Raw genomic sequence first — 24,882 nt, 5'->3', positions numbered from 1 at the left:
TTTTCGTCATTGTTCTTTTTCTATTTACATATTGTCAGTTTACAAGATTTAATGGACAAAATCAACAACATTCTTCTTCAGAAACCCATTTTTTACTCCATGCTTGCAATTGAAGAATGGCTTTTTGAAGATCCGCACCTTTTTCAGTCAACCGATATTCTGAACGACTAGACTCTTTGCAAGAAAGATTTCTTGTAATAATTTTTTCTTTTTCTAGTTCCTTTAAACGTTCCACTAAAACACGATCACTCACCATAGGTATTTTAGCCGAGAGCTCAACAAAGCGTTGCGGACCATTTTCAAGCAATACATCAATAATTAATCCATTCCATTTTTTCCCTAAAATCGAAAAAGTTTTTTCAAATTTGGGACATAACGTGAATTCTGTCTGTATTCGCTCCATTTTACTCACCTCTTTTTTAAAAGTATAGCATATTACTTATAAAGTGTAAGTTGCAGTTGCTCACTTATTATTCATGTTTATTATTTTCTTTCCTCCAAGCAACACAAGAAAAATGTCCTTCACAGGTTTTTCTAAGGATTCTGACAAGGCTTGCTGATATAAATTTAACTGCCCTCTATATTTTTGACTGACAGCTTCAACGACTTTTTGATTCTTAACATCTGAAATAAAATCAGTTTTAAAATCATATAATTGAATATATTCCGGAAATTCAATATAACCATCCACAATTCCGTGAATCAACAATTCGTCTTCTTCACTCGGATATTGTTTAAATACACGTTCTGCTGGCAAAAGCATTGAAAATGGTTGTTCCCGCTTCACGAACTCTTTATATTTAATTAAATTGTTTCCCAGTTTTGTTTCAAAAAACCAAAGAATAGCAGAAATGTCCACTTTTTTAGCAACTTCCTGATCGACCAGTCGTTTTTCAACTAATTCATCTAATAAAGCTTGAACTGATTCATTCGTTGGTCTTTCTAAAGGTAATAATTGCAACAAGTCATGTGTTGCTGTTCCTACTGCTGCAGCTGATATTTTCTGTGTTTTTTGCAAAAAGCGCGGTTGTGCAAACGTATCTTGAGTATAACGGAATTGACGGTTCAATCCTCGTGTTTCACTGCTTTTCCACACAAGTTTTGTATCAAGCGTATCATCTGGGTCCTCAAATAATCGCTTAATTTCCGAGACTGATTGATAGCTTGTCGTTTGAGTAGATTCTTTAAAGGGATAACGATAATCTAAACGTCTTATTAAAGATTCTGCTAAAGGTGTCGGATCGGCTTCATTAATTTCTAATGCCAGCTTTTCTTCATTAGAGAACTGCTGCCTTTTTTCTAACATCGTTTGTTGATTCATCCAAATAATAGAACATGGCTGGTCGAATGTTTTCAACTCAGAAAAAACGTTTACTTCATCATAATAGTATCGCATAAATGGATGCCGCATCAAACTAAAACCAATCCAATTCATTAAACTGCTTTTCCCTTTTAGTCGAATCGTTGGATCAAGCACTAAGTTTAATTGGTCAGAAGCTTCCCCCCAATTTTTCAATGTATCTTCTTTGTTTTTATAAGAACCTACAATAAATAACTTTTGTTCAGCTCGTGTTAAGCCGACGTAAAGTTTTCGCATTTCTTCTGACAATAATTTATTTTGTTTGGCTAATTTGATTGCTTGATAAGGAAGGGTGTCGTACAACACTCTAGTCTCAGGGTCCATATAACGAATACCTGCCCCTAACTTTTCTTCAAACACGTATCTTTTTCTTAAATCTTGCAAATTAAATTGTTTGGTCATATCTAATAAAAAAACAATCGGAAATTCCAATCCTTTACTTGCGTGAATCGTCATCACTCGAACGGCATTTTCTTTAGATGTGATCAGTGGTTCTGCCAAATCTTTGTCTTTTTCCTGCATTTTTTCAATAAATCGAACGAATTGATACAGTCCCTTGAAGGAACTCTGCTCGTAAGACTTGGCACGGTCAACTAAGGCGTATAAATTGGCTTGCCTTTGCGCTCCTGCCGGTAACCCTGCCACATACTCCAAGTAACCCGTTTGAAAATAAATTTCCCATAAAAGATCTGTAATGGACGAACGACGAGCAAATTCTCGCCACTTTTCAAGCTGTTCATTAAAATGAATTAATTTATTTGCTAGTTCATCCTTGTTTTCTGATTGATAAACAAGCACCGCTTCATAATACGTATGGACTCGATCAGCTAACCGTATTTGCGCAAGCTCCGGCTCAATTAGACCAACTATAGGTGAGCGCAAAACAGAAACTAAGGGAATATCTTGATAAGGATTATCAATCAATTGCAACAAAGCGATCATTGTGCGAAGTTCTGTTGATTGAAAATAATTTTGTGCATCATTAATTTCCAAAGGAATATCAAGTGTTTTAAAAATCTCTAAAATAGTTAAATTATTTTTCTTTGTCGGAGTTAAAAGAACGATATCTTTATAAGTGGCAGGGCGATCTTGTTTTTTCTGTTTGTCATAAATCAACCATTTGCCATCGATTAAATCCCGAATTTTTAACCCCGTCATAAAAATTTCACCTTCTGTTTTATCTTCTAAGTTCTCATCAATAGGCAGTTGTGGGGCAACTTCTTCTTTTTCATAAATCAAAATTTCTGGTTCAAACTTCTGGACTTCTGGAAAATCAGGAAAACCTAAAACCAACCGTGCAGCATCATCATAAGCAATCTGTCCAACAACTGGATCCATAAGCTGTTGAAAAATCAAATTAGTAAAAGCTAAAACTTCCTTGCGCGACCGGAAATTTTCTGATAAAACGATCCGTCGGCCTCCGTTTTCTTTTGAGAAAGCTTCATATTTTTCAATAAACAAGCTCGGATCGGCTAAACGAAAAGAATAAATCGACTGTTTTACATCTCCTACCATAAACATATTACCTTTTGCAGCGTTTGGATTTCTCAGCCAATAAAGAATTGCTTCTTGCAGTTGGTTGACATCTTGATATTCATCAATCATGACTTCTTTAAACTGTTTACGATAATAATCAGATGCTTCGCTTGGAAGCCAAGTTTCAACCGTTTTTTTGGTCAAAATTTGTAAAGCAAAATGTTCTAAATCATTGAAATCCAATACGCCTTTTTCTCTTTTACGCAGACTGAAGCCAGCCATAAATTGTTTAGTTACTTTTGTCATTTCTTCAATCAATAAAGCAGCTTTTTGTGTTCGTTTTTCCATTTGTTCGGGAGGAAGAGGAAAATAATTTTTCTCGATTTGTTGAATGATTTTTTTAGCCTGATCTCTGTAATGCTTCACTTTTGCCGAACGCTCTTTTAGTTCAACTTTTCGACTACTTTTAAACGTTGAAAAAGTTAAAGATTTCAATTCGGCATAAGCTTTTGAAAGTTGATCTTGTAATAAATATTCGTAAATTTGCTGAATTTTAGTTTTTTCTTCTGCCACTTGTTCCTGCATTTTTTCCAACCCTTCACCTTGTGCCAAGGCAAACATTTCTTCATACCACTGAATACATTTCACCATATCAGCAAGCAAAAGAGGCCGAAGTTGATTTTGATATAAAGGAGAATGAGCCAACCCGTCTGTTAAACGATAATTTTCTGCGAGTTGATCTAGCCAATTTTTTGGATCAGGATTTGCTCGAGCAAATTCGTAAAGAGAAAAAACTAGCTCCGTCAAACCTTCATCCGAACGATCATTGGAAAAATTCATCGTTAATTGGAAAAATTCTTCACGATTTTCTGCGTAAAAAGATTCTCTTAATTCATCCCAAACATCTTCTTTCATCAAGATCGTCTCGGTTTCGTCCGTTAACATACGAAAAACAGGATCCATGCCAATTAAATAGTAAAACCGTTGAATAACAGACAAGCAAAAAGCATGCAAAGTTGAAATGTTGGCAGTTGGCAATAAAATAAGCTGCTTTGTAAAATGCTGTTGTTTGAGTAAATCACTTTCACTATTCACCGCTTCTTGTAACGCCTCTTGGATGCGTTCTTTCATTTCTTTTGCTGCTACTTCCGTAAACGTAACGATCAGTAATTCATCAATATTCACGCCCATTTTTAATTTTTCAATGACGCGTCGGACGAGCACTGTAGTTTTACCGGAACCGGCCGAAGCAGAAACCAGCAAGTTATCGTCTTGATCAAAAATAGCTTGCCATTGCTCATCAGTAAATCGTTCATTTTCTGGTTTCAAAGGAATACGGTTCATTCTTCTTCCTCACTCCTTTTTATGATTCTTTTCAGTGCCTCTTCTTTATTCAATTTTTCTAATCGATGATAATTGTTTTCTTTGAGCATGACATCAAACGTACAGATACTTCTAAACGGACAAAATTGGCAAGCAAGACGTTCCTTGTCTTTATATGCTGGATTTAGCTTAATTTCACCAGACATAATTTTTTCTCCAGCTAAACGCATGTTGTCTCGATTATGTGTCATAAAAAGTTGAAGTTCTTCTTCTGTATAGAATTTTTCTTTACTAAAATTTCCTTTTTGATATTCATCCTTCGCATTCTTTTTCACAGGATAAATCAGTGAATTTTCTTTTGCTTCCAATGAATGATCTAATATCTCTAATAATTGCGGTTCATCAACAAAAATGCCGTCGTAACTAAATTTCTTTAATGTCGTTTTTTCAACTTCATGAGGATCAGTCAAAATAGGATTATGCACATGCAAGTAATATGAACCGGCTGGACGAACTGCGACTTTCCCAGTAAGTCTCACCGCATCCATTAAAGCCACATCTAAATACGTTAACAGTTGCATGGCCATTCCATAATAAGCTTCCGTCACATCAAACGAACGACTACTGGATTTATAATCTACCACACTGAGCCACGTGTCTTCTTTTTCAACAGCGACATCTACTCGATCGATTTTTCCACGAACGTGTAACTTTCCTCCATTATTTAATGGCAACTCCAGTCCGGGAATGCCTTGGGATCCTGCGATTTGCCCGAACAATATTTCCGTTTGTAATGGTTTCATTCCAGTATTTCTGCTTTGTTTTTGTAAAGCCCAGACTACTTTTTGAATAGTTTGCTCCAATTGATAACGAATGTAATTCATACGAGCTGAATGATCTAAAATCTCAAAACGTAATTCACCAAATACTTCTTGTAAGACTTTTTCTGTAAATTCTTTTCGTTGCTGTTCAGTCATCTCCACTAACGACCATTGGCTTGAAAATAGTAATTTAAAGAAACGATCCAATGATTCATGGTAAAAATCGCCTGTAGCGGCTGGAGTTAATCCATAAACCATTCGTTCTTTTAATTTTAAGCCGAAATGCACAAAATATTTGAACTCGCAATTATAAAAATTCTCTAATCTAGAAATTGATGTATAAATTTCTTTACCATAAAGATTTTCTGCTATTTTTTTTGGTAAGGAAACCGGAACGTTCATATGATCCTGACTTTCAAAAATCTGTAAAGCAAAGTTTCGCCAACGAGATTGTAAAATCCTTTCTCTTAATTCACGCCAATAAACAGGCAGCGGTTTTTTCTCCTCTTTAGCTAAACGATAGACGTGGTTAATCGTATTGACGCCACTTCGATACGTTCCCACGTAACAACTTGGATCACTCTCTAAGATGAGCGATTCTTTTCTTTCGACGGGCACAGATAGGTACTTTATAATCCGTTGCAAATAAGGTGAAATTTTCAGTATATTCGTATCGTAACTTTGTGCGTAACTTAAATACAGTCGCTCAGTAGCAGAAGCAAAAACTAGATACGCTTGCAAAGGCTCAAATGACATGCTTTCTTTTGCAGGATCAAATAAAAATTTTTCTTCTGTTAAACGAGCATTTAAATGTTCTCGTTCTTCACTAGATAATAATCCTTTTGTTTCTTTACAATCAGGAAATACATGATCGTTTAGTCCAACAGCAAACGTCACTTTTGCTTGATTAGGTCGAACAAGCTCTAAACGGTTAACCCGAACTTGATCAATCGCCGTAGGAATCTTCCCATAGCTTAAATTTTCAAGCCCACTGGTTATAAGTTCTTGGAATAAGGACCAATCAAACTTAGCATCGCCATAAATTAACGTATATTCATCTAGTAAATCCACTAAAGCTCCCCACGTTTGTTCGTGGTTTCGAGCTGACGCTAAATTTCCTCGTTCGATTTCTTGGTTGCGCCAAAAAACTAACTGCTGTTGTACCCCACTATTTACTAAAAATTGATAAAAGACGGTAGCTCCTTCTTTTCCTATTTGACAATTCTTTATTTTTTCAAAAAATATTGGTACTCTTTCTTTAAAAAAACGTCTGATTTCATTGGAACGTTTTTCTAAGGATTGGACATCTTCGAGCTGTTTTGCTTCAAAATCATAAGAAACAAAGTGCCAATCTGTTTCTCTTGTCCAGTAGGTGCCTTGATAATTGTAGGCAAGTGCTACATTTTCAGTCACATCTAACTTTTCCCGAAACTGATTTCTTTTTTTGCGCCAAGTTTCAAGATCAATTCTTTCACTTACTTCATCCATGAACAATTCTGTTTTAAAAAAACGCATGAGATCATTCAAACGATACCCATAACGATCAAGTGAAAATAAACTATTTATCCATTCAATCAAGGGATGATTTTCCATGAGCTGTTCTTCATCAATATAATAAGGAATTGCCATCTCTTTAAAAACAGGTTTCAACAGGTTGCCATAAAGCCCCATATCTTTTGTTAAAAGTTGAATATCACGATAACGATAATGCTCTTCACTGACTAACCGTCTAATTTCAACTGCTAGCTGTCGGACTTCTTCGGTAGCATTTTCTGCTTCCCATAATTTTAGGGATGCTTGCTGAGCCAATTGTACAGTTTTGCTTTTTTTATTACTTGAAGTTTCTTCCCACATTATTTGCAATTGTTGAAGAACGGCCGGTAACATACGTGAGGGTGCGAATTTATCCACTAAAACAGGTATTTTTCGTTCTTTTGCACAATGAAACAGTTGATAATATAATTTTCCTGTTTCATAAAATAAAGTTAATACTTCAGGCAGCGTGGTAGTATAAGGTCGGTCAAGCAATAAGTCAAGCAGCAAATGACCTTTTTCCATCATTACTTGCAGTAAATGATACTCTTGTGCATTAACACGAGTAAATCCGCTAACTATGAATTTAACTTCTGTTAGCTCTTGTGTCTGCATATAATTAGCTAAAATAGTCAACACGTCTTCTGATTGCAAAGCACGTTGATACAGTTCTTCTTCAAAAGCAGTAAATATCAAGTGTAAATCTTTCAATTTCAATTGCTGATTTTCTTCTTTTAACGATTCCGTTGTTTGAGAAAAAACTAAATCTTCCGCAGAGATATTTCCAATACGTAGCTCAGTATAAAGTTCTTGCAATTGTTGAATAAAACCTTTTTTATGGATTTCTCCACGAAAAATAGTTAAATGCTCTTCATTTTTTTCTAAAATCTGTCGAAAAATCATCGCAGAACCAGATTCTGAGAGTTCCTTTCCAGATAATAAAGTCGTTTGCTGGAGTAAATACCAAGCAAGTCGGTAAAAACTAAACACTTGAACATTCATTGTGCTAAAAGATGATTTTCCACTTTTTTTACGTAACTGTGTTAGAATTTCTTGTTCTTGTTCAAATTTATTATAGTTAGGGACAAGAAAAAAGACTTGATGTTTTTTGCCTTTTGCTAGCCATTCTACTGCTTCATTGATCAAAGCAGTTGAGTGGTCTTTTCGAGCTGTTCCGAGAATAAATTGTAGCGACATATTTTTCTCCTTATCCGTTAATTTCAATTTCTTGTTAATTATACCAATTCTTACTGATTATACCAAAAAAACTGAACGTTTGTTCTTTTTATCTAATTTTTAGAAATTTACTACCTTTCCTTAATAGATTTTCTCTAGGCTTTAGGAACAAAAAAAGAGACTGAATCCATCATCCTCAAAAAAATAAGACGGATTTTAACCTTACGTCTCAAAAATAGTCTTATTTTTTCTATACTAGAATCATTACTCTCAAAGAACTTTCAACATCTATTGAAGATTAGAAACTAGACGACTAATATTCGAAGGTTTATTATCAAAAGCTCTAAAAACATTAAAATGGGATTTTATTGTTTATGGCAAAATAAAAGTGGGGCGTATTAATTTCACTCATCCATACCAACGAATACCAAAATATAATTTTCATGCATAAATGACAATCTCTTTATTCATTAATTGACTACTATTGTAATATTTAGATAAAACTTTATTATAATTTAATTCTTTGAACTAACGGCAGAACTTTTTTGTTTCTGATATATTTTGATTCATTCTTTCATCGTATCTATTCTTTAGCTTCCGTTAACAATTGGATTTAAGTCTTCAAATTTCCTTGCTCTTTTCCTTCAGATTAGATAGAAATTTTGCGAGATAATTGATATTTATCAGAAAATTTAAAATCTATTTGTTCATTCATTTTTTTATCTCTTGAATTTTTCTATTACGTGCGCTGCTAGAATTCCAATCTTTTACCGCAGTACTTTTGTCTTCCTAGGTAATCTCAGTATAACATAACATTTTTTGTTACAAAAAATGATTAAACAGTGACTGAATAATCACCGATTTTACTCCTTTCTTATATAAAAATAGTCAAACATTCTTTACATGAAGTGAGGACAATCTCTTTTAACGCATTTATGAATTATCCGTTAGAGATTTTGTCGAGTAAAGGGTGTATCTGCCTTACTTGGAAATAAATAATTGCTCTTTGACAATGACTCGTCCACGGAAAATTTTTAGCATATCCAGTAATTTTATCTGTCTTACATCAAAAATTCGATACGCCTTATTAATACCAATCAACAAAAGAACCGACTCGACTATGTTTTTTAAAAATCAAAATTTTTTTCATAAGGTGACTCTCTTACTGCAAACCAATTGCGCTTCATTTTTAGCAATTTCTCGAAGATTACTTAATACGATTATAGCAGAAAAGTAATTTAGTGAATGACGCAATTTTAAACGTCAAGTACTTGCTTTCTAATTTGAGATTCATCACTTTAATAGTATGGATACGTGCTTTTATGTACCTAAAAAAGAGGACAATCATCAGATTTTTCTCTGACCATTGTCCCACTCTTATTTAATCTAACGAATTGATCCCATCAATTTTTTGATTGGTTCTTTGATCGCAAACAATACAACGGCTCCGACAATTGCTATAATACCTACCACACCAAAATAAGTAGATTCAGTAGCAGGTGTATAGAATCTGGCAATTTGTGCATTAATTGCTTGAGAAGAAGCATCCGCTAAGAACCAAATTGCAATGGTTTGTGATTCAAAAGCTTTAGGCGCTAACTTTGTTGTAGCAGATAACCCAACCGGTGACAAACATAATTCAGCAATAACTACAATAAAGAAACTACCAATCAACCACATCGGGCTTACTTTGCCGCTCGTGCCATAAAGCATGCCAGGCAACATTAGCAATAAGAAAGAGAGTCCAGCAAATAATAAACCTAAAGAAAATTTTACTACTGTTGAGGGTTGGCGATTTCCTAAGCGTGTCCATAATGCAACAAATACTGGAGTCAATACAAAAATAAAGATTGGATTCAATGACTGATACCAACTTGCCGGAATAGTCATACCAAATAACGTCGATTGTGTTCGTTCACTAGCAAATAAAGCCAATATAGAAGAACCTTGCTCTTGCAAAGACCAGAAAATAATCGCTGCTAAAAATAATGGAATATACGCCCACACTTTTGGTTTTTCTTCCGCAGAAACATCTTTTGAAGTCAACATTTTAATAAAATAATAAAGAGGCAATAAAATACCTAATACACTAATCGTATTGATGAAAAAATCAATGGTCAAATGACCTGTGACTTGAGCACCACCAAAAATCGCTACAATTACAATCAACGCAACTACTAAATTACGAATAAACCCTTTACGTTCAATTGGCGTTAATGGATTAGGCGCAACCGTTCCGACACCATCCAATGTTTTACGACCTTGGATGACATATTGCAGAAGTCCAAAAAACATTCCAATTGCAGCTAATGAAAAGCCTAAGTGGTAATTATACTCTTGCCCAATTGTACCTACGATAATGGGAGCCAGCATCGCACCTAGATTAATCCCCATGTAAAAAATTGAGAAACCGGCATCGCGTCGCAAGTCGGTTTTTGAGTATAAATGACCAACCATTCCTGAAACATTAGGTTTTAAGAAGGCTGTTCCAATGATGATTAATCCCATTGATATAAATAAAGTAGCCACACCAAAAGGCAACGCTAATACAATATGACCAATCATAATAAAAATACCGCCAAAGAAAACCGTTCTTTTAGAACCTAGTACACGGTCGGATACCCAGCCGCCAACAATACTGGACATGTAAATAAGTGAACCATAAATAGACATAATGGCTAACGCTGAGGCACGAGGTAAACCAAGCCCTCCATTTGTTACAGTATCATACATGTAGTAAATCAGTAATGCACGCATGCCGTAGTAGCTAAATCGTTCCCACATTTCCGTGAAGAACAGCGTCGACAATCCCTTCGGCTGACCGAAGAACCCCTTGTCTTGTTGTTTTTCCATAATTCATACCTCAATTCTTTAAATTTTCAGAAAATACTATAAATATTAACTGAAAAATCTATCTAAAAAACTTATTTAAGAAATATATACTTATTTTCTATAAAAAAGACTAAAAAACGGTTATAAAAAGATAATAAAAAAAACATAGATTTTTAATTTAAATACTGTGTTGCTTTTATAAATTAGTTGATCACTTACATAGCAGTGATGTAAGCGTAAATCAAAAAAATATTTTTCCCTTTGGCAACTGCAAAAAAAAATAGTGTATTTTTTTATGAGCATATCATTTTAATTACTTTTTGTAAGGTTATATGCTTGCTTGTACGTGTAATTAATCCATCGTATAACTAAAAGAGATTTTTAACTATGATAACTTTCGTTAAAGCTTTACAAAACCGTCCTTCTATCTATGACTTAAGACGGAATGTCACTTTTTCAACTAACGAATTAAGTGCACGGATTCAAGGAGTAATTAAAGAAAGCCCAACTGCTTTCAATTTATACCTAGGACTAGGAACGTGGACAATCAGTCAGATGGTTACCTTTAGCGGAGTAGTTTTGTTTTTCATTTTACTAGCAAAATTCCTTTTGTAGCTAATACGTGATCAGTCAAGCCGCTTTGAGCTTCTTTTTTGGTATCTTGTACGGTTTGATCGTCTCTCGAATCTTAAAAAGAAATACAATACATTCATTTTGAGTTTATTCTTTCCAAGGACTGCCTTTTGATGTTACTCATGTTTTAGGAAATTTCTTTTTTTACTTGATACTCTTTCCGTTATTTCAGCGAGTAATATTTCCAATCTACCGTAAACATTCTTAACTACAACAATCAAAAAATAGGCAAAAACAGCCTTTTCTAGAAATTGTTTCAGAAATTGCCCTTTTTGCCTACTTCTTTTTTTATTAGAGTGACTTAACTAAACAGAATCAAAAGTGAAAAAACAAATTCTCTTTACTAACATAAAGAGCACGAATTTTTTCTCTTTTCTTAATCTTAGGAGTAGAAGAAAACAGGGCAATAATTAAAGCAATTATTTATTGTCCCTTATACTTTGACATTATTTTCTATCAATTTAGCGATAGACATGCGCCTCTTTTGGTGGAACACCGACTGTTTCTTTGCTACTTCTGACTGGCTATTCTTTACTAATTGACTTATTTTTTCAGGATTTTGTTGCGCTTTTTGCCAGTTCCCTACTATCTCATTTAATCGATCTTCTAATTTCACATTACCGCCTTTAAAGAATACTTTGTACTCCTCATCTATCTCTTTTTGTTTTTCTTTAAATGAAGTTAGAGTTGTTGAATCGTCTAAAAATTGTTTTAAATATTTTTTGGTTATCTCACGTACAGCTTCCCTTTTTTCACGTGCATGATCTTCAGAAAGTGCTTGCGTGAATTTCTTTCGGTCTAAATAATAGTGCCACATATGATCCAAAAGTTGATTTTCTTCTTTATTTGTTCCTTTAAATGCATTAAGCAAGTGCCATCTGATATCTTTTGCTTCTCCCAATTTTGGTGAAATTCTTGTCATATCTTCCCAGTTAACTTTATGATCAAAAATATTTTCTTTGCAATTAAAGAGTGCTACTCTTAAAGTTCCTAACATTTCAATAACAGGACAATTTGCCACTCCGCGATAGCTTCTCAAATTAAGAGCTAACAATGCATCATCTGGATTTTTTTCCTTCCCTAATTTTCGAATGAATGAAGAAATATTGCAGTGACTCTCGTTGTGATGGTCAAATTTGATATGAAAAAGAATTCACTGAGTACCTCTACCCTCTCTTGAGGAATGGTTGAAAACGCCCCTTTACAAAATGAATCACCGATTCCTGATCCCAGCTTATCAATCATCGTTACAATATAATTGGAATCCTTTTTGTAGAGAATTAATCCATACATGTGATCACACATAGTTAAATTAACATAAGATGGAATAATCATAAAACTAGTGGGTTGATCTGTTTCTAAATTTTCAATTATGTTTTGTAAATCTTTAGGATTTTGTGTATTGTAATAATCAACGGTTCTTTTTACTGATTGAATGACCTCTGGCTTTCTTTTTTCATCAATAAAAAATGCTGTTTCATCTTTTTCGATCATTTTGGCAAAATGCTCAAACAACAATTGGTAATTTTTCTTTCCCTCTTCGCCAACTACGCTAAACTTGCCGGCATTTCCCAGCCTCAAAGCCATTGCCAACATATTATATTTACGTTCAAATTTAGTCATATCGTCACTCCTTTTATTTAAATGTATAGTTAAATACTACTACAGCTGACAAATAATAATGAAGCTATTTTTTCTTCGTATTAAAATTATCGTTAGATTGAATATTTCTACTTTCTAAGTTAAATACCTGCATCCTCTTAAATACAATTTTACGAGCTTTTAAGACCTTCTATTTCGATTTACCGTTGACCGCACATTTTTTACGTTTCGTTTGCAGTTTCCTTCAATCTGGAAAAATTAAATAACAAAAAAATACCCTCATTTGACTATGAAATTATAGCTAAAATTAACAAAAAGAGCATTCAAATCCTTCTGTATCAAGGACTAAAATACTCTTATAATTCTCAAATATTTCTTATTTAGTTGACAAAATCGCGATTTTTTTAAGTACAACCAAAAAAATGCCTATATATCAAGCTTTGATACCTAAAATCCCTTATTATTTATCCTTACTACCCTCCTGTAGAATACGGGGGCTATAATCTACCGAGCTATACTCAACAGAATTTGTCGCTTAGAATTAGTACAAAACAAACAACTTTCATGTTTTTATAAACCTTCTATTTATTGTCCGTCACTGTACAGCTGGTAATAAACACGAAAATCATTCCACCCCAACAAAAAAGATTATTTCTTTGTGGAGTATTTTAACATGATCAATTTATTTTTTATTAGCATTTTTAAAAAGTTTTATTTCATAAATTTCTTTTTTTAACTCTACAATTTCAGTCTGTTGTTTTGATACTTTTATAGATAAAGAGATTAATGCAAATGATAATAACAGTATCGATATAAAATCATAATGTAAAACAATGAACCTAAAAAAATCTCTAAATATATTCATCTATATTCATTCCATTCTTTTTTTATCTATCATACTGTAATCTTCGAATCCTAATGCTACGGGCAACCCAAAAGCGGCAGTAATTCCCGCCATAATCCAACCACCTTTTGGTTTATAACTTTTTTTAGTAAGCACTCCTCGAGACACACACTGTTTCGCTGCATATTTCCCAGCATTATACATTTCTGAAATAATTACTATAGCACCACCAACAATGCTAATAATTGTTTCTAATGCCATTCTTCCTTGAGGCTTAGTACTTAAAAATTCTAAATAGCCATCCATTAACTCATTCTGATTATCTGGAGTAACTATTCTTCCATAAAAATAGTCTTTAAAATATTGAACAGTTGCTCTATTTCCATTTTTTTCTAGATATTCTACTGCTTTATTATAATTTTCGTTATTTTCATTCAAAACATAAGTTTCTTTATTCGAACTATTTTGACTATTAACAGTTATAGTTGGGATTTTTTCCGCTGCGAAAGTTGTAATTGTCGGAGTTAAACTTCCTGTGATAGTAACTACTGAAAAAAGACCTGCTATAAATTTTACTTTTTTTGAAATCATTGCTGAACACTGAACACTCCTTTTAATTTTTATTTACAAAACAATCTTACTCTGGTAAACATATAAGTGACCATCAATCATGCTTTACATAGCTCTTTACATGTCGTTTTACATGCTTTTATACCTAAAAATTTTCTTTTTTCAGGAGGATATCAGAATGATCAAAATATCTTATAAAATAAAAAACGAACGCCTTAAGAAAAAAATGACACAAGAAGATTTAGCAAAAAAGATTTTTGTTTCTAGACAAACTATTTCTAGCTGGGAAAATAGTCGTTCACTTCCAAGTTATGAAAATTTTGTTCTGCTATCAAAATTTTTTAATATTCCAATTGACCACTTTTATGTGGAAAATAATTCTGAAAAAGAAGAAATTATTTACTCCAACATCAGAAAACAAAAAAACGAAAAATCCGATTTATGAAACGTAGGGTTATTAACATTATTAATAATATCAATTTTTATCCCTTATTCAGCTCCCATATCACTTTGCGTTCTTTTCACTTGGAAAGAAAAAATTACACCAAGATTGTTTACAACAGCTCTCTCTTTCATTATCTCTATTACCACAATAGAGATTTTAGTAACCATCTTTGTACTAACACATTTCTTAATGTAAGATTTTATTTTTAAATTTTCCTTATCCCTTTTTCTATTTCTCTTATTCTCATTCTACAGTTTTACTTACATCAAGCCCTTGTAACCATGTATCTAATTCCTCTTTTAATTCATCTGCCGATTCTGAAAAAGTATCTTGTAAATAATTCGTTAATTCATCATTTTGAATTTCTTTAGCAAATTTCGTACTTATATTTCGTATGACGCGCTAAACCAGCCCATAAAGAGTGATCTACAATCAAGGTAGCTGTGAAGTAAGTATGTAACATAGTGGATAGCAGTAAGCCGACTAAGAACGTAAACAACGACAAAATCCAAATAAGTATCAACCGCTATTCCAAAGTAAAGAAGAATTGATTAGCAAGTAATACAAGATATAAAACAATGCCAGTAATAATTACAAAATTTATAGTAAGTTTTGTTAATTTCATGAAGTATTCCACCTTATCTTATATAGATATCAAATAGATTAATATGCCGATTGTATTATAAAATCCATGAGCAACTATGGAATACCATATATTTTTTATTTGTATATAAACAAAACAGAAAATAATACCAATAAAGAAAATACTTAGGCCTCCCCCATGAACAATAGAAAACAGAAAAAAAGAAATTAGTATTGAAATATATTGTTGTTTTTTATTCGCTTGAGGATCAATCATACAAAATCGAAAAATCCCTTCTTCTAAAAAAGCTCCATAAGTAGCAGCATTTAAAAAAAATAAAAGGAGAGAACCATTTACTTCGTTAGGACTTATACCTTCTGAAAAAGATGTATTTAGAATATTGATTAGGAATAAAACAGAGAATGAAAAAAAATTATATTTAAAGAGTTTTTTTAGATTTACTTCTTTGAATTCACGAATGAAGGTAGAATGAAATAGTATAATTATCAGCACTAAAAAAAATATATCACTATGTTCAAATAAAAAATATATATTTGACGGTACTCCTAAAGATGGGATAACAAAGGTCAAAACCAAGTAAGCAATACTAATTATCCATTTTATTGTCATTAGGCAGGAATATAATCAATATATTGTGTATTTGCTGTAGAAATTTGATTACGGATATATTTATTATCTACCTTACGATAAACTCTGTAAGTTACCGTTATTCTTGCATTTTGACGATATTTTTTAAATTCTCCACTTGCAGAGGTGTTTCTAGCTATTTCGATTTTCATCCCAAAAACATTTGCACTAACAGATAACTTTGTCCCTCGACTATGAGTTTCTATACCCAAATAATTACGGCTTCCTTTAGCAATTGACCCGCTTTGAGGTTTAAACCAAGTTCTTGTTTGAATAACCGGTTCATCTAACACATAGTAGTACTCATCATCAGAATAAGTGGCTATATCAAAAATGTTGTTCTCACTAGCGAATACCGCTCCGCTAGGAGTAATAGCAGAACCAAAAGTTAAAATAGAAGTGGATAATAAAAATGCCTTAAATAACTGTTTTTTCATCAAAATCACCTCGAACATAAGATATTATAAAAAACGTTTTCTTATATAGATTTAGAATAATCAGAAAATTTACAGTTGTCAATAGGGTTCATTTTATAAAACTCGTTATTTTAATGGTTAGTAGATATAATGTGCAGTATCTCCCAAATAGCACCTGTACCAACCGATACAAGCACTGATTTTGTGATTTTTTATTGGTCTACCTCAAACACTTCAGTAAATGCTCGATATTACGTCCTTTTCTTTTTTCATATTTGTCACTTTTCTAGATAAATGGCAAAAATTTTCAGCGTTAAATAACAAAAGCAACTAATTTTTCATGGTATACTTTTAAATATTTCAATCTATCTCCAAAATTTAGTTTCTTTTGTGGCTCTTATTGACTATGAATATGGCAAATAATTAGAAAAAATGTGCCATTTAAATATAAAAATGACGTATGCTTATCGTAAGCTACGTCAAAAATTTGAACCAAAAAAGGGGCAGAGTTTTAAAAAAGCACATGAAAATTATTTTCTCTAAAAATAAGCCCAAAACTGTTGAAAGTCGTCCTAGCTTTCAACAGCTTTTGGCTTTTTCTTTTATAATTGATAAACAACAGTTGATAAAGATGAAAAATACAACGTCTTTCTTCCTAATCTATTAAGAAAAATTGTTTTTTTTAAAACACAAAAGGCGGAGAAAAATTCCTTCCTTCCATATTTCCTTAACATAAAGAAAAAGAACTTCCAGCTTGCGTCTTCCATTCGTTGTTTACCTTATTCTTTCGCTAAAAACAGAATTGATTTATTTCCTTCTTTACTGGAAAAGCATTTCTACTCGCCTATTTTGAATGGATTAATTTATAACTGTCATATAAATTTTTTATTACCCATGTCTTGTTATCATAAACAATATATTTGGGTGACCATTTTGGCTTATATTTCTCTTTGTATTTTCTTAATCCTTTAAATGAATACAAATATTGGGTATTACTGTAGATACTGTAAGTAAATGTATTTTCTAAATTTGATGTATTCTTGTAAGAAGAAGAAAATGGCGCCATCCCTAAATTAAATTTATGATAACCTTGCGCTTTGGCCCACAAGATTATCTGTAAATAAAGAGCATCCATCATAGCCAGATCCTCATCCGTTCGCCAACGAATCAAATCAACTGAGATCGTTTCTTTTGTATAAGTAGGCATGATCGAGACAAAGCCGACGATTTTTTCCTCTTTATCTCTGATGATACCAACTGATGCACTGTTCAAATAATCCTTATCAAATTTACCTACTGAAAACGTCATTTCCTTTTTAGCGTCTAACCATTGATCAGATACTTCTTTTAATTCTGACAATAGCAAGCTACTATAAGGCGGTTTAATCACATGAAACGTACACCCTAATTTTTCCATTTGATTTAGTGTTGCTCTAAATCCTCTTTTCTTTTTCCCAGATAAGGAAAAATCATCCAAATCAAGCACGGCTTCTTCGCCTAATTTGAAAAAATGATAATTCAAATCATTATAAAAATTGAGATAACGTGTAGAAGCTTGATAAAAAATAACTCGTTTTCCTATACAGTTTGCTTGTACCAAAAGATTTTTTAGAAAAGGAAAAACTGCTTCTTGATCGCCTAAAGGATCGCCTAAAATGAAGAGCGTATGCTCACTTTCTTGAAAAATAATCGCAACGTCATTAGAAACAGCCACTTGATTTTCTTTTAAAAAACCTAAATGAGCTAAATGATTTCCACCTTTTTGTTCTAAGAAAGATTGATACTCTTCTTTTTTTAATGGTTTTAGACCAACAATCATTTTTTTCCTCAAATTCTTTCTGTGGAAAAATGACCAAATTCCTGAAAGAAAAAGTAAAATGAGAGTCGATCCTCCCAATAAAAGAAATTGCTGCTTCGATAAAAGTGCAGAAATTTCAACTAAATGCTTTAAGACATAAAAAATCGCACCTACCCAGAGAACTTTTTCTAGGATACTTTGTGTAATAACTTCCACTTCCAACCATTTTTTTAAAAACAATAAATTGATGATCATTACAACAGTTAACAAAATAGCCGTTAGACTTTGTTCTATAAACAACAGATATATTTGGCATAATGTCAACAATAGAACCTTGATACAAGAAACTTTGTAAGTCTCTTTTGCTCCCTTATAAATTCCTATAATATCTGTGCATAACAAAACACTGATACATACGTAAAATGGTGAAATAAATAAAATAAAAAGGTCATTCATATAAGCATATTCCAAAAATAAAATACAAGAATCCACTAAAAATGCTAACGAGCAGCAGGAAAACAGAATCGTACTTAACGTTCTACCAATTTTTTTCATTTGCTCTTGAGTAATAGAAAATACTACCGTAGTCAATTCTTTAGATAAAATGGTTAATTGATTATTATTGATTTTTTGACTAACCAAACCTTGAATCTCGCTCACACTCAACAATAAGCCAATCAATAATGGGATAAAGTAGTAGGCTAAACGATATAAAACCAATGCCATTAAAACGCCTTCTTTTGCTATTCCTAATTCTTTGGTAACTCCTAACAAGAAAATCACATCAAAGGCACCAAATCCACCAGGAACCATACTGATTATTCCAGCAATGGTAGCGATAATAAAAATACTTTCCATATCTACAAAAGAAACAGGTAAGTTAAGAAAACGAAACGCTACATACATCACAATTCCTGATGTTAAATAATCAATCGTTGAAACAATAGTAAATTTTGCTCCTAGCCATCGAGAGGAAGGAATTGGCGGTTTAAAACTGATATAGCCAATATAAAGTGGAAACAAACAAGAACTGACAATTAATCCGACCTTGATTGGCACGTTTTCCTTTAATAGATTGCTTTCAGGAAAAACTTTTAATAAAACCATGATTGATAACATGCCTACGCCAGAAATAGTAGAAACAAGTAAGAGTGAAATGGCTTTTTTTAGTTGACTTAGTTCAGCTGGCTTTGTATATTTTTTATAAAAATTATAACGCACAGTTGCACCAAAAATTCCACCAAACCCTAAAACTGCGTTAAATGAATTGGCAATCCAGCTAATCTTTAATAACTTCAGTTTAGGAATTTTTATCTTTTTAAATGGTTTGATTAAAACCAAATCATAACAGCATAAGATAAAAATTCCTAATGCACCTGTCATAAACAAAAGAAGTATTTTAAATATTGATTCATTACCGATTATTTGAAATACCTTACTTATTTTTATTGTTGCTAATTCATTGCTTATTTTTATGATAGAAAACAAAAAAATAACGATTGAAAATAAAATTTTTAAAAAATTAAGTTTTATTCTCTTCATTTTATTAATTAATCCTTTCCATTTTCATTAGACTTACTATATAAATAGACAGAATAAAACTTTTTCTTTTTTTTTAAACACCGGAAGAAGAAACATTCAAAAAAGTGTACACATTTTCTGAAAAATTTCTCGCTTATTTTCTCTTTCGGCTTACTTCATTTTTAAATTCATAAAAAAATTTTCACTATCGAATAAAAAACAATCAACTTCTAAAAAAAGAAATTGATTGTTTTTTACAAATGATCACTTATAAAAGCCAGAACCAACAAAAATTAAGGTCTGTAAAAAAAAGAACACCTTTTCTCTCAAAATAACCATCACTCTTATTCAGAATCAATCATAATATCAATCTCAGCTTCTTCATTGAGATGCTGAGCCAAAAAAGTCACTAATTCTTCCATTGAAACAGAAAATTTCAACATAGGACCACGCCAACCGTTTCGAAAAAAATTCATTTTTATTTCAGTAGCACCGGGAGGTTGATACAAGACGATTTTATTGATTTCAGAAAATGGCACACCCTTTTTATCAAAACTATTTAAGACCAGTCCTTCTTCAGTCATTCCTCGACTATCAATTAAAAAACTGATAAAGATCATAGCAGATAAAACACCCTTAGCTAATTCATCCCATGTTGGTTGCTTAATAAGTGTAAACCAAAGCACCAAAAGAGCAAGAAAAGGAACAATCAAATAAACCCAACGATTTTTTACTGTTCGATAAACAATTTCTCGACGAACAAACCATAAAAACAAGCACATGACAAGGACAAATAAAAATAATAACAAAGTAAATATGCTAATCATCTTAATTCACCTCTTTCCAAAGTGATAGAAAAAGAAATAAAAATTATCGAGCAAAAAAACACACAGCAGTGTTTTTGTTTCTGTTCGCCCAAACTCTTTTTTCTTATTCAAATGTCTCATATTTTGCAACAACCATACTAGCCTTTTCTTCTAATAATTCCTGATCTTCGGTCGCACAATGAGCAACTTTGACCACGGCACAATTCGTCATTTTTGAAACAACTTCTCCGATGACTACTTTTGTAAAACCAATCGGCTTACACGAATATTGCTCTCCTAAATTAATCATTTCTTCCGTCATCAAAATCCCCCTCAGCTGAAAAATTCTATTATAGTCTAATAAATCCCCTATTAAACGCTTACTTACAATTTTTTTAAACAATGATTATCTAAAAAACATTGTTTCTTAGCACGCTATTCAAACCTTAATGGCATTATAGCGTACTGCCTTCTTTTTCACAATCAAAACAATAAATAAACACAAAAGATTTTTTTCTATTCAACAAGAATATTAGTCCTTTATTTATGAATTTTTGGTTCTTATTATCTGTTATCTCCTTATTCATCAAATTTGATTTTCCTTTTTGCAAAAAAGCATTATAATGAGTAGCAGAATAGAATAAGAGGGGTATTTTGATGAAAAAAGTTGGTAAAAAGTTCCTATTTCTTATTGGTTTATTATTCATTGTTTTTTCTAGTTTTCACTACCTGCTCCCTGTAAACGGCGAAGATCATCAGTCATCCACGAAAGAAACAACCAGGACAACTCAAAAAGAAAAAAAATATATCTTGCTTGACGTTCCTTTAGAAAGTCAATTTGAGGAACCTGCATTAGAAAATGGGTGCGAGGTAACTTCTTTATCTATGCTACTCACTTACTATGGGTATCACACAACTAAGAATCAGTTAGCTAAACAGTTGCAGTATGTTCCTGTTTTTAACGAAGACGGCACTCATGGTGATCCAAACGAAGGGTTCGTCGGTGATATCAGTGGCGGTGATTGGGCAATGGGTGCCTATGTTCCATCAATTGCTTCATTAGCTCAACAAATCGTAAAGACTGACTATCACACATTTGCCAGAACAGATGCTTCCTTAAAAGACATCAAAAAAGCATTACAACAAGGACATCCGGTATGGGTCTCTGTTACAATCGATTTTCAAGTACCAAGTGAAGATGATTTTGTCACTTGGCAAACACACAACGGCAAAGTAAGAGTTACTCCGTTAATTCATGCATGTGTGGTCACAGGATATGATAAAAAAAATATGTACGTCAATGATCCTTACGGTAAAAAAAACCGTTCCGTGCCTATAAAGGATTTTAACTTGATTTTTAAAGCAATGGGTGGCCAAATGTTAACCTTACAAAAAAGCTAGTATTCCTATAAAAAATACTTTATACTCTAGCTAACACGATGTGAAAGGATTGTAAGTAATGGAAAGATTTATCCATAAAAAAATAGATCCAAATGAAATTCCTATTATTTTCGTTCGTGATACAACAGCAAATACACCACTGAAAGTTTCAGTAAAAGAATGGACAAATCGCTATAGTCCTGTTTCGCTCAATGAATTAGAAATTAAACTCTATCGTCAAGCGTTAATTTATTACACTAAAAAAGATTATTCAAAAGCCATTGATTTGTTAAAATTTCTTATTGTTCAAACTAATTACACTCACTCTGAATATATCGAACGTCTTTTAACCATCTATCAAATCATTGATGAACCTTTAAAAGAACTTCAATTGCTTTCTTCGGCTTTAGCTGTTTCGGAATTAATCTCTTTTCCGTCTACTTTAATTAAAAAATTAGAAAAAAGACAAAGTCATGTCAAAGAAAAAATTTATAGAAAAAGATAAGCTCTTGCATTTATTTTATTTCGTGCTATTATCAAGGTGTCAACTTTTTGGGATGTAGCCAAATTGGTAAGGCACTTGACTCTGAATCAAGCAATTGTAGGTTCGAACCCTGCCATCCCAATATAAAAGATAAGCAAAAAACCAACAATAATCGTTGGTTTTTTGCTTATCTTTTATCCAATTTGGTTAAAAAGCATCATAGATTTACATTAAAAAATCAAACATATAACTATTTAGGTGTTTAGTTTACATAATAAAAATATCGTTACTCTATAATTGCTAACGCTTTCTCCGGAACTGATTTTTTATCTACTTCCTCGTACGTTTCAACATATGCGCCTTTATTTTTTATTTTTAAATAGCGTGCTTCTTTTAACACCGATAGACCGGAAAACTCAATGGTACGTTTATGTCCATATTTATCTGCACCTTGTTGAATATAAGTAGCTGTACCACGTGGATTTACTTTATCGGGTTTTTTCGTTTTTACATATAATTCTCCTCTAGGAACTAAGGGATTCAACTGATCCAATACTCCAGCTACTTCATCATATGAAGACTGTGTGTAAAATCTCAAACTCAATAATGCAATTCCAGAAAATACAATTACACCAATGATCGCTTTTAATACATTCATTTTTCTACCTCCTTTTTTATTTTCATTATATAAATAGCAAAAAAAGACTTCATCCGCCTTTGGTTGGAGATTTCTCTCAAACTTTGGCACATCTTGCTTCAGTTGGTAGACACATTTAAATAAAAAGTAAACTACAAACTTTTCTTTAAGACAATCAAAAAACGCTGGAATAATCAGCGTTCTTTGATAATAATTTAACATTTTTAATTTTTCTAGCGAAACATTCTACTTAAAAAAGCCATAAAACTGGTTCTCTAGCCACTTCGTCAATACAAACGTGTGGGATCATAATAATAAGTCACATTGCCATTTAATTGAGCCTTGCCTACTATGTATTTACGATTTTCAAGTTTCAACCACGCCTCACGAAACAACATCACTTCTTCTCTTTTTACATCTATTTTTTCAATTTTTTCGTTCATTAATTCTTGGATGAGTGATTCATATGGATTCATTCTTTCCCTCCGCAATAATTAATAAGTAGTAACGATTGGTTCACAATTATTTTTACCTCTATCTTTGATGTTTTTCATTAAGTATTTTTTAATAAAGAATATCTTTGAAATTGGGGATTAACGATCACCTTTTGCGTACTTCCAATCAATCACACAAACTTTTTTGTAAAATTTTCATTTATTTCTATTACTCATGAGAAGAATTTCTCACCTATAGTAAATATAACAAAAATCAGTAAAACAATCAAAAAGTCCTCTCTTTTAATTCTAGCATAGAAATACTTGCATCATTTCATACAAAATGTTATTTTGTAGCAAAGATCATTCATTATTTGGGAGGAAGCTTCGTGGTTACAATCGGTCGACTCGTTTTTCTTATTCCTTTTTTCATCATGCTGGTAATTTTTTTCTATTACATAAACTGGACAAAAAGAAAGTTATCTGTTCTGTTCGTTTCTCTTCCATGTGGTTATTTTGCCCATCGTATATTTACTTTTCATCATTGGGAAACACCTGTCTCGTTAATTAGGTATACCATTAGCTTCGTCCTTTCCGTAATTGTTTTAATACTTTGGATTTTCCTCTTATATAAAAATCAAAAATAACTCTTATTCCATTAAAAAAAGAGGAAATTTGGTGCAACCACCCCTTTTCTCTCTTTTTTAATTCTTCACACCAAAAAAAGAATGTATTCAAAAATAAAATACAGCGTTTCTTAAAAAGGTTTTTGAATGATCACCTTTTAGCAATCATTAACGAACACTGCATTTCATTTTTATTTATTTCCCAATAAAAGCTACTATCTAAATTCCCTAATTTTCTTAGAAGCTTGCTATTATTTTGTTTATTTTATCACCAACACACTACATGGCGCATGAGCCACCACATAAGAAGCTGTAGAGCCAACCAACGCCTGTTGAAGCGCGCCTTTTCCAGTAGCTCCCATCACAATTAAATCGATCGCTTCTTGTTCTGGAAAAATCGTACCGATCAAATGGCGTGGATCACCTGTTTCAACAATGGCGTGAATATCCATCAACCCATATTCTTTTGCATCATGGATTTTTTTTAACATCTCTACTTCTATTTTTTGTTTTTCTTCCGCATAAATTTTTGAAAAAGCATAAGCACTATGTGTCAACTCAACTTTATTAATAATTGAAATAATCCATAGACTAGATTTATTTTCTTTGGCTAAATCCAGCGCCTTTAAAAAGGCTTGCTCAGATTGTTTCGATCCATCAACTGCCACCATAATTTTTTGATATATTTGACTCATTTTATCGCCTCCTACTTTCCATTTATTGTAACACTTCTTAAAAAATTTAGAAAAAATTACACTGTTCACAAGAATCTTGTTTTTTTATTTCATAAAATGTAGTTTTTTTATATATTTACTCGTTTATTTTTCTCATCAAACGCCTCCACAAAAACTTTATTTAAAGATATTATGACCTTTTTTTCATCATTTCTCACATTTTATCATAATCTTTTTGTTACAAAGTGTCATAAAGCTTT

The 24,882-nt window shown here is 32.3% G+C and carries 19 protein-coding genes, 1 tRNA gene and 1 pseudogene; 5 read left to right on the top strand and 16 right to left on the bottom strand.

The features are described 5' to 3' along the window. Positions 1-61: 61 nt before the first annotated feature. From RV14_RS00110 to RV14_RS00095, 4 genes are all read right to left on the bottom strand, one after another. Positions 62-403: a winged helix-turn-helix transcriptional regulator gene (locus RV14_RS00110; RefSeq protein WP_071854331.1), complete on the bottom strand. Its 342-nt coding sequence runs from the start codon at positions 401-403 to the stop codon at positions 62-64. A gap of 60 nt (positions 404-463) precedes the next feature. Then, the gene (addA, locus tag RV14_RS00105) at positions 464-4,180 is read right to left on the bottom strand and encodes a helicase-exonuclease AddAB subunit AddA (RefSeq protein WP_071854330.1); all 3,717 of its coding nucleotides are present in this window, start codon (positions 4,178-4,180) and stop codon (positions 464-466) included. After that, positions 4,177-7,710, bottom strand: a complete 3,534-nt coding sequence (locus tag RV14_RS00100; protein ID WP_071854329.1) for a PD-(D/E)XK nuclease family protein — start codon at positions 7,708-7,710, stop codon at positions 4,177-4,179. The genes addA and RV14_RS00100 overlap by 4 nt, the downstream gene beginning before the upstream one ends. Positions 7,711-9,075: 1,365 nt before the next feature. Then, positions 9,076-10,542 (bottom strand): peptide MFS transporter, encoded by a 1,467-nt coding sequence (locus RV14_RS00095; RefSeq protein WP_071854328.1) that lies wholly within the window; start codon positions 10,540-10,542, stop codon positions 9,076-9,078. A 366-nt stretch (positions 10,543-10,908) separates the two neighbouring features. On the opposite strand from RV14_RS00095, the gene RV14_RS12940 reads away from it, so the two are divergent. Beyond that, the gene (locus RV14_RS12940; protein ID WP_071854327.1) at positions 10,909-11,136 is read left to right on the top strand and encodes a nitroreductase family protein; all 228 of its coding nucleotides are present in this window, start codon (positions 10,909-10,911) and stop codon (positions 11,134-11,136) included. Positions 11,137-11,587: 451 nt separating this feature from the next. Here the strand turns inward: RV14_RS12940 and RV14_RS00085 are convergent, their stop codons facing one another. The 3 genes from RV14_RS00085 to RV14_RS00070 all read right to left on the bottom strand — a co-directional run bounded on the left by RV14_RS00085 (position 11,588) and on the right by RV14_RS00070 (position 14,191). Further along, complete coding sequence (locus RV14_RS00085) at positions 11,588-12,175, bottom strand: hypothetical protein (RefSeq protein WP_071854326.1); 588 nt, start codon at positions 12,173-12,175, stop codon at positions 11,588-11,590. 59 nt (positions 12,176-12,234) lie between these two features. Continuing rightward, on the bottom strand, positions 12,235-12,777 hold the full coding sequence (locus tag RV14_RS00080; protein WP_071854325.1) for a hypothetical protein: 543 nt from the start codon (positions 12,775-12,777) through the stop codon (positions 12,235-12,237). 850 nt (positions 12,778-13,627) lie between these two features. Continuing rightward, the gene (locus tag RV14_RS00070; protein ID WP_071854323.1) at positions 13,628-14,191 is read right to left on the bottom strand and encodes a hypothetical protein; all 564 of its coding nucleotides are present in this window, start codon (positions 14,189-14,191) and stop codon (positions 13,628-13,630) included. A gap of 157 nt (positions 14,192-14,348) precedes the next feature. On the opposite strand from RV14_RS00070, the gene RV14_RS00065 reads away from it, so the two are divergent. Further along, positions 14,349-14,615 (top strand): helix-turn-helix transcriptional regulator, encoded by a 267-nt coding sequence (locus RV14_RS00065; RefSeq protein WP_071854322.1) that lies wholly within the window; start codon positions 14,349-14,351, stop codon positions 14,613-14,615. 243 nt (positions 14,616-14,858) lie between these two features. Here RV14_RS00065 and RV14_RS12460 read toward each other — a convergent pair. The 6 genes and pseudogenes from RV14_RS12460 to RV14_RS00040 form a co-directional block, all read right to left on the bottom strand. Then, positions 14,859-15,051 (bottom strand): annotated as a pseudogene (locus RV14_RS12460) (replication initiation factor domain-containing protein); the annotation flags it as partial. Positions 15,052-15,258: 207 nt separating this feature from the next. Continuing rightward, the gene (locus RV14_RS00060) at positions 15,259-15,828 is read right to left on the bottom strand and encodes a CPBP family intramembrane glutamic endopeptidase (protein WP_071854321.1); all 570 of its coding nucleotides are present in this window, start codon (positions 15,826-15,828) and stop codon (positions 15,259-15,261) included. After that, positions 15,828-16,283: an LMxysn_1693 family intestinal colonization protein gene (locus RV14_RS00055; protein WP_071854320.1), complete on the bottom strand. Its 456-nt coding sequence runs from the start codon at positions 16,281-16,283 to the stop codon at positions 15,828-15,830. Before RV14_RS00055 ends, RV14_RS00060 begins: the two co-directional genes overlap by 1 nt. Before the next feature lie 823 nt (positions 16,284-17,106). After that, entirely contained in the window at positions 17,107-19,602 is a 2,496-nt protein-coding gene (gene mprF / locus RV14_RS00050; RefSeq protein WP_071854319.1) for a bifunctional lysylphosphatidylglycerol flippase/synthetase MprF, read from the bottom strand. Between the two features lie 323 nt (positions 19,603-19,925). Further along, positions 19,926-20,408, bottom strand: coding sequence for a hypothetical protein (locus RV14_RS00045; RefSeq protein WP_071854318.1), 483 nt, complete (start codon positions 20,406-20,408; stop codon positions 19,926-19,928). 103 nt (positions 20,409-20,511) lie between these two features. Beyond that, positions 20,512-20,709, bottom strand: coding sequence for a hypothetical protein (locus tag RV14_RS00040; protein WP_071854317.1), 198 nt, complete (start codon positions 20,707-20,709; stop codon positions 20,512-20,514). A gap of 335 nt (positions 20,710-21,044) precedes the next feature. Here RV14_RS00040 and RV14_RS00035 point away from each other — a divergent pair, with 335 nt between their 5' ends. The 3 genes from RV14_RS00035 to RV14_RS00025 all read left to right on the top strand — a co-directional run bounded on the left by RV14_RS00035 (position 21,045) and on the right by RV14_RS00025 (position 22,393). After that, on the top strand, positions 21,045-21,788 hold the full coding sequence (locus tag RV14_RS00035; RefSeq protein WP_425429245.1) for a C39 family peptidase: 744 nt from the start codon (positions 21,045-21,047) through the stop codon (positions 21,786-21,788). 58 nt (positions 21,789-21,846) lie between these two features. Next, entirely contained in the window at positions 21,847-22,272 is a 426-nt protein-coding gene (locus RV14_RS00030; RefSeq protein WP_071854315.1) for a hypothetical protein, read from the top strand. A 48-nt stretch (positions 22,273-22,320) separates the two neighbouring features. Then, positions 22,321-22,393, top strand: a tRNA-Gln gene (locus RV14_RS00025). A gap of 144 nt (positions 22,394-22,537) precedes the next feature. On the opposite strand, the gene RV14_RS00020 is transcribed toward RV14_RS00025, so the two are convergent. From RV14_RS00020 to RV14_RS00005, 3 genes are all read right to left on the bottom strand, one after another. After that, a complete protein-coding gene (locus tag RV14_RS00020) occupies positions 22,538-22,909 on the bottom strand; it encodes a YxeA family protein (protein ID WP_071854467.1) in 372 nt (123 codons plus the stop codon). A gap of 266 nt (positions 22,910-23,175) precedes the next feature. Next, positions 23,176-23,364, bottom strand: coding sequence for a hypothetical protein (locus RV14_RS00015; RefSeq protein WP_071854314.1), 189 nt, complete (start codon positions 23,362-23,364; stop codon positions 23,176-23,178). Between the two features lie 844 nt (positions 23,365-24,208). After that, a complete protein-coding gene (locus RV14_RS00005; protein WP_071854312.1) occupies positions 24,209-24,643 on the bottom strand; it encodes a universal stress protein in 435 nt (144 codons plus the stop codon). Positions 24,644-24,882: the final 239 nt, after the last annotated feature.

This window comes from Enterococcus ratti, from assembly GCF_001886195.1.
In the GTDB taxonomy this organism is placed as follows: Bacteria; Bacillota; Bacilli; order Lactobacillales; family Enterococcaceae; genus Enterococcus_B; species Enterococcus_B ratti.
The sequence above is the reverse complement of the archived record's forward strand: the minus strand, read 5'-3'. Positions and strand labels throughout refer to the sequence as shown.